Origin of the sequence: uncultured Roseibium sp. (genome assembly GCF_963675095.2) — a bacterium.
Taxonomy (GTDB): Bacteria; Pseudomonadota; Alphaproteobacteria; order Rhizobiales; family Stappiaceae; genus Roseibium.
In genome coordinates, this window is sequence record NZ_CAXXSJ010000002.1 from 130775 (window position 1) to 143543 (window position 12769).

General features: G+C 61.9%; 12 protein-coding genes and 1 pseudogene. 3 read left to right on the forward strand and 10 right to left on the reverse strand.

What is annotated here, in order from left to right:
• Positions 1-342 precede the first annotated feature (342 nt).
• From ABIN98_RS00885 to ABIN98_RS00905, 5 genes are all read right to left on the reverse strand, one after another.
• On the reverse strand, positions 343-918 hold the full coding sequence (locus tag ABIN98_RS00885) for a hypothetical protein (protein WP_346906558.1): 576 nt from the start codon (positions 916-918) through the stop codon (positions 343-345).
• A gap of 153 nt (positions 919-1071) precedes the next feature.
• A complete protein-coding gene (locus ABIN98_RS00890) occupies positions 1072-1854 on the reverse strand; it encodes a 3-hydroxybutyrate dehydrogenase (RefSeq protein WP_346906560.1) in 783 nt (260 codons plus the stop codon).
• Positions 1855-1856: 2 nt separating this feature from the next.
• Positions 1857-2081, reverse strand: a complete 225-nt coding sequence (locus ABIN98_RS00895; RefSeq protein ID WP_346906561.1) for a hypothetical protein — start codon at positions 2079-2081, stop codon at positions 1857-1859.
• Positions 2082-2113: 32 nt separating this feature from the next.
• Positions 2114-3001, reverse strand: a complete 888-nt coding sequence (locus tag ABIN98_RS00900) for a 4-hydroxy-3-methylbut-2-en-1-yl diphosphate synthase (RefSeq protein ID WP_346906563.1) — start codon at positions 2999-3001, stop codon at positions 2114-2116.
• A 54-nt stretch (positions 3002-3055) separates the two neighbouring features.
• Positions 3056-3874 (reverse strand): hypothetical protein, encoded by an 819-nt coding sequence (locus ABIN98_RS00905; RefSeq protein ID WP_346906565.1) that lies wholly within the window; start codon positions 3872-3874, stop codon positions 3056-3058.
• 454 nt (positions 3875-4328) lie between these two features.
• On the opposite strand from ABIN98_RS00905, the gene ispG reads away from it, so the two are divergent.
• From ispG to ABIN98_RS00920, 3 genes are read left to right on the forward strand one after another with little or no spacing between them, the layout of a single operon-like run.
• Positions 4329-5594, forward strand: coding sequence for a flavodoxin-dependent (E)-4-hydroxy-3-methylbut-2-enyl-diphosphate synthase (gene ispG, locus ABIN98_RS00910; protein ID WP_346906567.1), 1266 nt, complete (start codon positions 4329-4331; stop codon positions 5592-5594).
• A 14-nt stretch (positions 5595-5608) separates the two neighbouring features.
• Positions 5609-6511, forward strand: coding sequence for a pyridoxal kinase (gene pdxY / locus ABIN98_RS00915; protein ID WP_346906569.1), 903 nt, complete (start codon positions 5609-5611; stop codon positions 6509-6511).
• Positions 6504-6797, forward strand: a complete 294-nt coding sequence (locus tag ABIN98_RS00920; RefSeq protein ID WP_346906571.1) for a DUF429 domain-containing protein — start codon at positions 6504-6506, stop codon at positions 6795-6797. The genes pdxY and ABIN98_RS00920 overlap by 8 nt, the downstream gene beginning before the upstream one ends.
• Here the strand turns inward: ABIN98_RS00920 and ABIN98_RS00925 are convergent.
• From ABIN98_RS00925 to lptG, 5 genes and pseudogenes are all read right to left on the reverse strand, one after another.
• Positions 6679-7218, reverse strand: a pseudogene (locus ABIN98_RS00925) (ribosomal RNA small subunit methyltransferase A); the annotation flags it as partial. The gene ABIN98_RS00920 and the pseudogene ABIN98_RS00925 overlap by 119 nt on opposite strands.
• Positions 7215-8246: a 4-hydroxythreonine-4-phosphate dehydrogenase PdxA gene (gene pdxA / locus ABIN98_RS00930; RefSeq protein WP_346906573.1), complete on the reverse strand. Its 1032-nt coding sequence runs from the start codon at positions 8244-8246 to the stop codon at positions 7215-7217. The pseudogene ABIN98_RS00925 and the gene pdxA, both read right to left, overlap by 4 nt.
• Positions 8247-8268: 22 nt before the next feature.
• On the reverse strand, positions 8269-9219 hold the full coding sequence (locus ABIN98_RS00935; RefSeq protein ID WP_346906575.1) for a peptidylprolyl isomerase: 951 nt from the start codon (positions 9217-9219) through the stop codon (positions 8269-8271).
• A gap of 102 nt (positions 9220-9321) precedes the next feature.
• Positions 9322-11679, reverse strand: a complete 2358-nt coding sequence (locus tag ABIN98_RS00940) for an LPS-assembly protein LptD (RefSeq protein ID WP_346906577.1) — start codon at positions 11677-11679, stop codon at positions 9322-9324.
• Positions 11679-12767: an LPS export ABC transporter permease LptG gene (lptG, locus tag ABIN98_RS00945; protein ID WP_346906579.1), complete on the reverse strand. Its 1089-nt coding sequence runs from the start codon at positions 12765-12767 to the stop codon at positions 11679-11681. Before lptG ends, ABIN98_RS00940 begins: the two co-directional genes overlap by 1 nt.
• Positions 12768-12769 lie beyond the last annotated feature (2 nt).

Here is a 12769-nt window from a genome sequence, read left to right on the forward strand (position 1 = left end):
CTGAAAAAGACGGAGGGAAGAAGCAGGCGGGGTCGCAGTTGCCTGCCTCTTCCATCCATTGTCGCTGACGACGCACAACCTGACAATCAGCGTGCCATTGCTATCGCAAATGCCTTGCCAATTGGTTTCTGCCCAGTCGGTCACAAGCCCTAGAGGCGTTATGGGCCATGCATCTCAAGATGTTGATTGTTTTAAGAAATAAGTAACGATGCCTGCCTCGCGAAATGCAAGGCAGGATGCGACCGGAACCTTAATGCGGCTTAACTTCCTGTGACAGGTCTGAGGTTAACCAGCCGGCCGAAGTGTCCGGAATGCGGTGCCCGATCTGTTGGAACGGCCGTTCTATTGGAATGGATTGCCGCCGCCGTCACTCCCGCCGTCACTCCCGCTGTTGCCGAACGGGTTGTCCGTGGGTTTGGAGTAGCGATTGCGCCAGTGTTTTGCGCAGTTGAACAGGGACGAAAGCATCTTGCTCGTCTGGTTGAGACTGAAGCGCATGGTCTGGTTCGCGGCAACGATCGTCAGCATGTTGCCCCTGCGGAATCGGTTGAACAGGCTGTCGTCGCCGGGAAGCTGGATCTTAACCTGGTTGGGGGCGATCGCCGTAGCCGTACCCTCATAGGTCTTGCCGCGGTCGAGCCGGTACTGCACCGGGTATGTGTCGCCTTCGGTGAGTTTCCAGCTATCGTTGGCCAGTCCCAGCGCCCAGGTCAGGTCGCGGTTTATGGCGAAAACCAGGGTGACCCCGCTTTTATAATTCGCCGATGCGGCGCAGTGGCTGAATTCGCCGGTCTGCGTATGGGTATAGGCGCCGCCGTTCCAGTTTCCGATTGTCAGCTCGGAGATTTGTTCAGCCTTGGCCGGCAGGGCTAACAGCAGACTTCCCATGCACGCGGCAGCAATCGATCCGTACCACATGGCCGGCTCCTCCTTCCGTAGCGGTACTTTATAATGTGCCAGGAGTGCAGTTCTGACAATTTGGGGTAACACGCATAGGTAAGAGGGCCGGTTGCAGGCCTGAAACCGGACGGAACACCCCGCCCGGTCGATATGGGAGATGCCGGATTGCCGTTATTGAGCGGTCCAGCCGCCATCCATCGAGAGGATGCTGCCGGTGATGGCGGAGGCGGCCGGAGAGCACAGGAATACCGCAAAGCCGGCGACCTGATCCACGGTGATGAATTGCTTGGTCGGCTGCGCCTTGAGCAGGACCTCGCGCTTGACCTGGTCTTCCGTCATGTTGCGGGCCTTCATGGTGTCCGGGATCTGGGCTTCCACCAGGGGGGTCCAGACATAGCCCGGGCAGATCGCATTGACGGTGACGCCCTGTTCGGCGACTTCGAGTGCGACGGTCTTGGTGAGGCCGGCAATGCCGTGCTTGGCGGCCACATAGGCGGATTTATAAGGAGAGGCTACCAGCGCATGGGCGGAGGCGGTGTTGATGATCCGGCCCCAGCCGCGCTTCTTCATGCCCGGCACGGCCGCCCGGATGGCGTGGAACGCGGACGACAGGTTGATGGCGATGATGGCGTTCCACTTGTCGATCGGGAATTCGTCGACGGGGGCCACGTGCTGGATACCGGCGTTGTTCATCAGGACGTCGACGGACCCGAGTTCATTTTCGGCATTGGAAATCATGTTCGCGATTTCGTCCGGCTTGGTCATGTCGGCCGCCGAATAGATGCAGCGGACGCCGAAGTCCTTCTCGATGCCGGCACGCTCGGCTTCGATGGCATCCGCATCGCCGAAACCGTTGATCACCACATTGGCACCCTGTTCGGCAAACCCGCGGGCGCAGGCAAGTCCGATCCCGGAAGTGGAGCCGGTGACGACAGCGGTTTTCTTATCGAGCATTTTTACATCTCCTGATCAATCAAGCGGAAATTTGTCCGGTTTTCTGCACGCGGGCGGAAGGGGTCGGCGAAAGGGGCAGCTGAAATTGACGGGTTCTCCCGCACATCGAAATCTGCATCGTCGACACCGTCCACGCCATATTTCGTTATTTTGGTGAAGGGCACCTTGGAGCCGCCGCATCGTGAATTCGGTGACATTAACACAGACGGATTGCGGTGCAGCATCATGATTTTGTAACCGTGCGGAAGACCTTTCGGTTTCAGGATTTGCGAATGTGCCGGACCCGCTCCAGCGCCTTTGCCGCTTTTTCCCGGGCCTGAACCCGGCGTGAGTCCACGGTTTCGTAGTCCTTTTTGGTCAAGCCGAGCCGTGTGGCAAAGCGCTCGCGGATCAGCCCGTAGAAAGTGGCGTGGAGGCTGGCGAAGATCCAGACGCCGATCAGCGTCAGGCCGGTCGGAAACAGGGCCGAACGGATCTGGAGCATGACCGGGTCCGCGGGAAGAACGGCGTTGAACGCCTGCAGTGCCAGCATCCACAGCCCGATTAGGCACCCTGCCAGCAGGCTCATGACCAGAGCGGAAAAGGCCATTGCCCAACCGAGTCCGGACGTCGCCCGCCAGGATTCCTTCAAGGTGAGGGGGTCGTCGACGGCCGCGGCCGGCAGGATGACGGAAAATTTCTGGACGACCATCAGCGCGACGAAAGGTGCCGCGAACAGGAAAACCAGCCCGATTCCGCCCGTGACCGCAGCCAGCAGCGATGCAACGATGATGAGCGGGACGAGAGCAGCCATGCCGATCAGGGTCAGGAGGATCTGGTTCAGGATCACGTTGACGGTCCGCTTGCCGAAGCTGAGCGGGAAATCATGTGTGTCGATCAGAAGCCGCCGGACATAGGCGATGGCAATGGAAAAGCCGAGCAGGGCGTTTGCGAGCACCGCCAGAAGGCGAAGTCCGCCTTCGTCGGCAGCGGCCACCGGCTCGGTCATATAGGACACGGTCGAGAAACCGGCTGTCGGCGAAAGGGCGGCGCCGATCGAGAAATTCACTGCAAGCAGGACCAGGATATAGGCCCAGCCGGTCCTGGCCAGCGTGCCGATGTTGTGCTGGGCAAGCGACCATGTCCGTTCGAGTAGAGTAAGGAACACGGGCGGAAGTCTCCCATCGCAATCCAGCCTGATACCGAAGGAGATATAGCAACTTCAAGCCGGGTTTGAAGGTGTTTCCTGTGTTGCTGCGTTCTGCCGTTCCATCGCGATCCGGTAAGCGGCGGTGATCACTGAGATGCCCAGCACCGTCAGGATGATCTGCAGGAGCACGTTCAACAGGGCCAGCTTGATCATGATCAGAAGCGCCAGCAGGCCGCCGCTGCCGGCCAGGACCGACAGATACTGAAGAAGGATGGCGACAAGGATGAAGGGGAGAAAAAGCACGATGCCGGCGCCGATCATCGGCCAGCCCAGGCCATATCCAAGCTTGTAGGCTTCCTTCAGACCGATCGGACGTTCGACGGAGACTGCCGGCAGGACGAGATAGAGCCGCAGCAGATGCGGGGTGACGAAAACGGTGGCAATCAGGAACAGGATGACGATCATTACGGGTGACTGGATCACAGCGGAAAGCAGGGCCGCCGCGATGCTGATCGGTAGCAAGACGAGAAACGCCACAAGGGCGATCAGCAGCGTCTTCACGATGAAACGACCCTCGATCGCTCCGAGCTGCAAATGAATGAAACCCGGCCGTTCCCCAAGCAGGCCGAACCGATGCCACGCGACGGAGATCGACGCCGCAGCGACAATGCCGACGGCCATCATCAGAAGGCTCGCGAGCATCTGGGCGGGCGACACCTGCACGGGGTCTCCCGCTGCCGCGGTGGTTTCCCCGGGCATGCCGCCAACCATCGCCTGCACCAGAAGCAGCAGGACCGATTGCAACACAAACCAGGCGCCGCAGACCTTGAAGACCGTTTCCAGGTTGCCGAAAACGATTACGAAGGCGTCTCTGAGAATGCGTTGGAACACGTTGGCCTCTTGGTGCGATTCGATATACGGGTTGTTTTTATTGTCGTTTTTACCAGTTTAGCGGGAAGGGGCGATTTGTCATTAGGGTCAGGACCCATTAATCAGATTGGAATGGTATGAGCCGATTTGTTCGGGTACGAGGCGCAAGTTCGCAGGAAACCGTCCGGTTTTCCAGAACTTGCAACGCTGTAGCCGGGCAAATCGGCCATATCCCGAAGGGACGCCGAAACGGCTTCGATCTGCTGCGTCGAACCGCTCAACCGGGCAGGGAGCCCGCTTTTCGCGTCTCTCCTTGCAGATCTTTGCCGTTACGGCGCCATTTCAACCTGATTAATGGGTCCTGACCCTAGGCTTTGATATGCTCTGCCCATTGCCCTTTTGCCGGAGGAACACTAATCAATCGGTATGACTGCCCTGTCACGGAAAAAGACGGCAAACTGAATTGGCTGATCCCATGATCGACGATTTCGCAAAACCCCTGCCACGACGGGTATCGGTGCCTGTCCGGGTCGGCAATGTCACGGTCGGTGGAGATGCGCCCATCGTGGTGCAGTCCATGACCAATACGGATACGGCGGACGCGGATGCGACGGTTGCCCAGGTGGCGGCCCTTGCGCGCGCCGGATCGGAGCTCGTTCGCATCACCGTCGACCGGCCCGAAGCCGCGGCCCAGGTGGCCCGGATCAAGGAACGCCTCGACCGGATCGGCATCGACGTGCCGCTGGTCGGCGACTTCCACTATATCGGCCACAAGCTGCTTGCCGATTATCCGGAGTGCGCGGCCGCGCTCGACAAGTACCGGATCAATCCGGGCAACGTTGGCTTCAAGGCCAAGCGCGATACCCAGTTCTCGCAGATCATAGATCTGGCGTTGAAACACGACAAGGCGGTGCGCATCGGCGTCAACTGGGGCTCGCTCGACCAGGAGCTCCTGACCCGGCTGATGGACGAGAATGCGGGAAGCGACACCCCGGTTTCGGCTGCGGCGGTCATGCGCGAGGCGATCATCCAGTCCGGTCTTCTGTCCGCCGAGCGGGCCGAGGCGCTGGGCATGGGTCGGGACAAGATCATTCTTTCGGCCAAGGTCAGCCAGGTTCAGGACCTGATTGCCGTTTACGCCGACCTGGGCCGCCGCTGCGACTACGCGCTGCATCTGGGATTGACCGAGGCGGGCATGGGAACCAAGGGGATCGTGTCTTCCGCAGCCTCCATGGGGATCCTGCTGCAACAGGGCATCGGCGACACGATCCGCGTCTCTCTGACGCCGGAACCGGGCGGCGACCGGACCCGGGAGGTCCAGGTGGCCCAGGAGCTTCTCCAGGTCATGGGCTTCCGCGCCTTCGTGCCGGTGGTTGCGGCCTGCCCGGGCTGCGGCCGGACCACCTCGACCGTGTTCCAGGAGCTTGCCAGTGACATTCAGGAGCATATCCGCGCGTCGATGCCGGCCTGGCGGGAACAGTATCCGGGCGTGGAAAGCCTCAACGTGGCGGTCATGGGCTGCATCGTGAACGGGCCGGGAGAATCCAAGCATGCGGACATCGGCATTTCGCTTCCCGGCACCGGCGAAACCCCGTCCGCTCCGGTCTTTATCGACGGCGAGAAGGTGACCACCCTGCGCGGGGAAGGTATTGCCGACGAGTTCAAGCAGATGGTTCTCGACTACATCGAAAACCGCTATGGTCGTGGGGCCTCCCACGAATCTTCCGCCAAAAGCGCCTGACGAAAGAACCGGACATGACTATTCCTCAGGGCCAGCCGGCGGCGGCCAAGAAGCCTTTGCTCGTCATCACTTCCCAGGTTGTACGCGGCGGGATCAGCGGCCGCGGACTGGTCTTCTCCCTGGAGCGGCTCGGGCATTCCGTCTGGTTCCTGCCGACAATCCTGCTACCCTGGCATCCAGGTCAGGGCAAGGGTACGCGGATCACGCCGAACCCGACGGATTTTTCCGCAATCGTCGCCGATCTTGTGGCTTCGCCCAAGCTCGGCGAGATCGGCGGCATCCTGACCGGCTACCTCGGCCATCCGGAGCAGGCGGCGCCGATCGCGGAATTGGTGAAAGCGATCAAGCGCCATACGCCCGATGCGCCCTATGTCTGCGATCCCGTCATGGGAGACCGGACCGACGAGACGGACGGCAGTCTCTACGTGCCGCAGGCGACGGCGGAGGCCATCCGCGACACGCTGGTGCCACTGGCAGACATCGTTACGCCGAACTGTTTTGAGCTGTCCTGGCTGACCGGACGCGAGGTGAAGAGCGAGCTGCAGGCCCTGTCCGCAGCACGAACGCTCGGGTCTGAGCGGGTTCTGGTAACCTCCGCGCCAGCGCTTCGGCGCAATGCGATCGCAAATCTTCTGGCCGGCCCGCGCGGTGCCGTGGTTGCCGAGCATGCCATGGTGCCTGATGCGCCGCATGGTACCGGCGATCTGATCGCCGGGCTGTTCCTCTCGCGGCATCTCGACGGCCTGTCCGACGAGGATGCGCTGGTGCGTGCCGCCGGCTCCGCCTTCGAGCTGGTTGCCCGCAGCGTGAAGAAGGGGGCGGACGAACTGCTGTTCGCAGAAGAGCAGCAATCGCTCGGACGGCCGATGGCCCTCGTGTCGAGCCGCCGGATCCTGGAAACGCGAAGTCGTGCCTGAGCAAGGCGCCAATTGGGTCGCCGGCGTCGATGGCTGTAAGGCCGGCTGGGTCGCGGTCATTCGAAGGCTCGGCGAAGCGGCAGACGCTCGTCTGATGGTCTTTTCCTCCTTTTCGGAAGTCCTGGACTATTTCCCGGCGATTTCCATTATCGCCGTCGACATGCCGGGAGACGGCCATAGGCGCCGTCTCCCGGCATGGCGACGATCCGCTCGGCGACCTCGCGCTGGAACATCAGCGTCAGCGAGTCGTAGAAGGGCGGCCAGGGCTCGGCTTCCAGCCAGTTGACCAGCAATTGCGTGCCGACATTGTAAGGCAGGTTGGCGACGATCCGCACCCTATCGCCGGCGGCAAGCGCCGCGAAGTCGGTCTTCAGCGCGTCGCCTTCGATGATCTGGAGGCGGCCGGGATAATGCGCCGAGATTTCCTCCAGCACCGGCAGGCACCGCGAGTCGCGCTCGATGACGATGACCTTGGCTGCGCCATGCATCAGCAGCGCCCGCGTCAGGCCGCCGGGGCCGGGGCCCACCTCGATGACCGTCGCGCCGGACAGGTCGCCCGCGGCGCGTGCGATCTTTCCGGTCAGGTTCAGATCGAGCAGGAAATTCTGGCCGAGCGATTTCTTGGTCGCCAGACCGTACCTGTCGATGACAGCGCGCAGCGGCGGCAGACCATCGATGGCGGTCTTCTCCGGACCTGGATCGGTCACGCGGCTTTCGCCCGGCGGCTATGCGCTGCCATCTCGGCGGCCATGTGCAGCGCCGCGATGAAACTGTCGGGCAGGGCCTTGCCGGTTCCGGCGAGGTCGAAGGCCGTGCCGTGATCGGGCGAGGTGCGGATGAAGGGCAGGCCGAGCGTGACGTTGACGCTGTCGTCGAAACCGAGCGCCTTGGCCGGGATCAACGCCTGGTCGTGATACATGCAGATGGCGGCGTCATAGCCGGCACGCGCGCGGTCGTGAAACATCGTGTCGGCAGGCAGCGGGCCATGCGCGTCGATCCCGAGGTTGCGCAGCTGTTCGACTGCCGGACGGACGACATCGTCGTCCTCATGGCCGAGCGCGCCGCCTTCGCCGGCATGCGGGTTGAGACCCGCGACGGCAAGGCGGGGCCGCGTAATTCCGAAGCGCCGCGCGAGGTCGTCGTGGACGATGCGGCAGGTCTCGACGATCAGGCCGGTGGTCAGGGCTTCGAACACGTCGCGAAGCGGGATGTGGATGGTGACCGGCACGGCGCGCAGTTTCGGCCCGGCGAGCATCATCACCGGCCGGATAGCCTGTCCCGTATGCTGTTCGGCGAGCGCGGCGAGATATTCCGTATGGCCCGGATATCGGAAACCGGCTTCGTAGAGGGGTTTCTTGGCGATCGGCGCTGTCACGACCGCACCGGCGCGGCCGGCCATAGCATCGCCGACGGCGCGGTCGATCGATTCGATGATCCCTGCCGCATTCGCCGTGTCGGGCGCGCCGATGGCCGCGGTGAACTTCGCCTCGAGCGGAACCACCGGCAGCGCATCGCCGAACAGTCCGATGGCGTCGTCCGCGTCGCAGGTGCGGACGGAAACATCGAGCCTCATCTCATCCGCCCGGTCGCGCAGCCGGTCCGGATCGGCAATGACATAGAAGGGAGGGGCGCCGGTCTCGTCCCGCGTCAACCAGCTTTTCAGGATGACGTCGGGACCGATGCCGGCAGGATCGCCGATCGAAACCGCAAGCGGAAGGGTGGATGCCGCGTTCATCGATCGCCTTTCGTTCAGGCGATCAGCGCCGCTCGATCCGGGCGCCTTCGCGGATCTTCTTCAGCAGGTCCTGGCTGGCTTCGTCATTGCCGTTTTCCACGGCTTCCGTCGAGAATTCCAGCTGTGCGACGCGGTCGTCGGAAACCGTACGGGCCTTGCAAATGACGAGGAATTCCACGCCGTTGTCGGTGTCCTTGGTTCGGGTCGTCTGCCCGGTCTGCTTGCCGGTAACCTCGTCCTTCCACATCGGCGGAAGCCGCAATTCGAGCACGCGCCCGATATCCTGCACCGACACATCGCGAAGTTGCGCGGCGAGGGGGATCGTCTGAGAGCAATCGTTGATCCGCCCGCGCATCTGGTTCGCCTCGTTGCGACGGCGAGCCAGTTCCTTGCTGCGCTGGGAAGCCGGGATAACGAAGATGACCTTTTGAAGCGTGTACTCGGTCGAGGTCGGCTTCGGCCCGCCGCGCTCGAGCATCTTCGCGACCATCTCCTGCTCGTTCATCAGCCCGCCGCTCGAACGCGACTGTGCGGAAACGAACTGCCCCCATCCGATCTGCGTACGGATGAATTCCTTGAAATGGTCGGTCGTCACGCCAGCCTGGTTGAGGATCTGGCTCATCTGCTTCGTAGACAGCTTGTTGGAATTGGCGAAATTCGCGAAGGCCTGGTCCACGCGGCTGTCGGGGATGCGGTAGCCCGCGGCCTTTATGGCGTAGTTCTTCAGGGCCTGCTCGATCATTTCGTCGGTCGCCATCTGGGACAGGTTCCCCTTGCGCCGCTGCAATTGCAGGAAGGCTTTCCGTCTGGCGATGTCGTAGGAGGTGATCGCGATGTTGTTGACCACGACCTTGATGTCGGAGGCATGGGCCGCGGACGGCATCATCATCGGCAGGGCGGGCGCCGCGATCGAAAGCGCCAGTGCCGTCGCCATCATGCGGGAAATGCGGAGTGTCTTGATCCAGCCAGTCATAATTGTTCGCCGTTTCGTGTTCCGGTTCGGTCTCGCGCCCCGGGAGACCATGTCCGCTCGCGTTGCCCTAAATCTTGGGCAAAAGCGTGACGTTCAGGCAACTCATTGCTCGGTGAATTCGTTGAGATCGCCGCCGAAATCGCCGAGCGTACGGAATGAGAGCCGGAAACCGAAGGTGTTCGATACGGCGTTCAAGGTGTCGCGTGTCTGATTCCATTGCAGGCCGAAGGCGAAACACTCGTCGTCATAGGCAAAGCCGATTGCGTTCTTGGCCAGACGCCGGTTTGTGATGTCGTAGGTGACGTTGCCCGAGACGCTCCAGAACTCCGCGAAACGGATCGCCGCGCTGCCGCCGACTTCCTGACGGTCGGTGACAAATCCGTAGGTCGGCTGCGCTTCGATATAGGCATAGTTGGCCGTGGCGGAAACAGGGTGGGAGATGTAGCCGAATTCGGCCTCCGCGCGCCGTATGTCGAAATTCGCGTCGTCGAAACGGCCCCGGAATGCCGCCGAGAACGTGTCGGCATAGGAGGCGCCCACCATGCCGACAAAGTCGGACATGTTGGTCTCGAGGCCGGAATCGGCGCCGACATTGGTCATGTCCGGGTTGGCGAAGGAGTTGGCTCCGGCGATATGGTAGGATTGGCCGAACAGGCCATAGAGACCGTAATCGTCGCCGATGGCGCCGGTGTAGCGAATGCCCACATTGGCGCGCGTTCCGCCTTCGATGCGGTCATATCCGGAGAACTTGTCGCGATCGAACAGATTTGTGGTGTCGAAGACGAAGCTCTGGGCGTCCTCGTTCGGCAGCATGCCGGTATCGGTCTCGTCCGGCCGGACGAATATCTGCCCGATCGGCTCGATCACATGGCTGGAATTGGCGGTCGTGAACAGGACAGGCCAGCGCGCCTCGAGCCCGGCCGTGGCCATCCAGCGCGTCACGGAATCGTCCGATGTCAAGGACGCTCCCGTCGCCGAATAGAAGGCGGGCATCGACGTGCTCAGGAAAGTCGCGTCGCCCTGCAATGCGAGGATCGGCGTGACGGCCAATCCGCCGGGTGTGACGATGGTGCGTTTCCATTCCGTGTCGGCGGTGATGCGGCTGCTTTCGCCGCCGAGGCCCGGCGTGGCGAAATTGCTGTCGCCGAACACGCCGCGCTGGTGCTCCCAGTCGCGCAATATGCCGCGCGCATTGACGTTGAACGCCAGTTCGCCGCCGGCGACGGAAGTCGGCGCGTAGGTGTTGTAGTCGAAGCTCGGCAGAACCCAGGGCTGCCTTTCGTCACGTGCCGCGGGGTGTCCGTCGGGCAGTTTTTCCTGCACGTCGAAACTCATTGCGCGCAGATCGAAATAATTCCGGTCGTTCAGGCCCGTCAGATAGACCTCGTTCTGGTACACATAGTCCGAGAAGCCGGCGATATCGTAGGTGTTCGAGAAGTTCTTGTCGCTTTGCAGCATCACGTCCCAGCCGAATGTCCAGCGGGGATTGAGATCGAAGCGGCCAGTCGACGCGATCATGCCGCGATTGACGTTGTTGCTGTCCTGGGTGTTCGTATCGAAGGCGCTCGGCGACATCTGGTGAATGCCGGCCGCTTTCAGCGTGTAGATGCCGTTCGTCAGCCGGTGGCGGAACTCCGCCTCGCCGAGGAAGCCCTGCCGGGTCAGGCCGGTGCCGGTCAGGCGAAGATCGTAATTGGGCGCAAGCGCGATGAAATAGGGGATCGAAACGCCGAAACCGAGTTCCGAGGAATGGCCGAATTTCGGGAAAAGGAAGCCCGTCTTGCGCTTTATTGTCGGATCCGCTGTCGTGAAGACCGGGAGATAGGCCAGCGGCATGCCCAGGAACTCGAAGGAGGCACGCTCGAAACGGATGGTCTTTTCCTCGCCGTTCCAGATGATGCGCTGCGCCTTGATCTGCCAGATCGGCGGCTTTCCCGGATTTTCCTGGCAGGGCGCGCAGGCGGTGTAGACGCCATTGTTGAACGTCGTCACTTCGCCATTCTCGCGAACTGCGCTTTCGGCCGCGAAACGGGTTTCGTCCGGCGTCACGATTCTCAGCGCATTGACGAAACCGTCGCGGAAGTCATCGGTGACGTCGAATTCGTCGGCATAGACGCGCGTCCCGTCGGGCTGCACGATCTCCACATTGCCGATGGCGACCAGCCGCCGCGAAAGCTGATTATAGACCAGGCGGTCGGCCACCATGCGCGAACCGCCATAATCGACCTGCACGCCGCCCACCGCAGCGACGGTCTGCCGGTCGCGGTCATAAACGAGTTCGTCGGCTTGCAGCAGCAGCGGCGAGTCTTCCTGGGCCGCGGTCAGGCCGGCTACGGATTCGGAAATCTGCGCGAATGCGGGCGTGCCGACGGGCACGCCGGCGAGGACGGAGGCCAAGGCGAGCCCGCTCGCCAAAGTCTTCATATGCTTGGACAATCTCTGCCCCGCCGCTTCGTTCACTACCCGTCCTCCCGATGTAGCAGATACGCGACCCCGAACAGAGTCGCAACCGCTACCGGAAGCCATGCCGCAAGAACCGGAGGAATTATTCCGGCGCTCCCAAAAGAACTCGTCACGGCGGTTACGACATAAAGCATGAAGCCGGCGCCCATGCCACCCAAAATCATCCCCGCCGACTGGCCGGAACGCACGAAACGCATCGATACGGTTGCGGCCACGAGAGCCATCGCCACGAACAGCGCCGGCATCGCCAGAAGAGAATGATATTGCATGCGAAACGGAGTGGCCGATACGCCGAAGGATTTCGCCGCGTCGATCTGCCCGCCGAGCTCGAAAATCGAGATCATTTTCGGTGCGATCAGCGCCTGCTGGATAACGGAGGGATCGAGCGCGGTGGGGATGGTCATGCTGTCGCGCGAGATCGTTGTCTTGCCGGCTTCGCTGATTTCGACATCGCTGAGCAGCCACTCCCGGTCGCCGAGCCGCGCTTCGGCCGCATCGATTCGCCGCCGCATGGCGTTTTTCGCGTCGATGTCGAGGAACACGACGCCGAACAGCTTCATGCCTTCCGTTGTGGATTGCGACGCGCCGATCAGCATCGAGCCGCCATCCTCCTGCGCCTGCCGCAACCAGGGACGCTCTTGCGCCAGCGGCGAATTCGACGGCCGTGCCCGCCACTCGCCTTCTACCGCAGTGGCGTAGGCATAGCCTTTCGTGCCGAGAGGATTGATCACCAGGATCGTCAGCACGCCCATTATCAGCGCGGCGCCCATCACGGGAAACAGGAACTGCCAGGCGGAAACGCCAACCGATCGTGCGACGACGAGTTCGTATTTGCGATTCAGCAGCATCAGCATCGCCGTCGTCGAGAACAGGATGATGAACGGAAGCGCGATCTCGACGATGTAGGGAATGCGCAACGCCGAAAGAAGCAGCGCCCAACTCACCGAATACTGCGACAGGCCGCCCGTCCGGTTCGAGAACTCGGTGAAATCGATAAGATAGGCGAGGCCGGCAAGAATGATCACGAACATCAGGATCATGCGCAAGGCCTGGAAGAAGAAATAGAATTGCAGCGTGCGTCCCATCG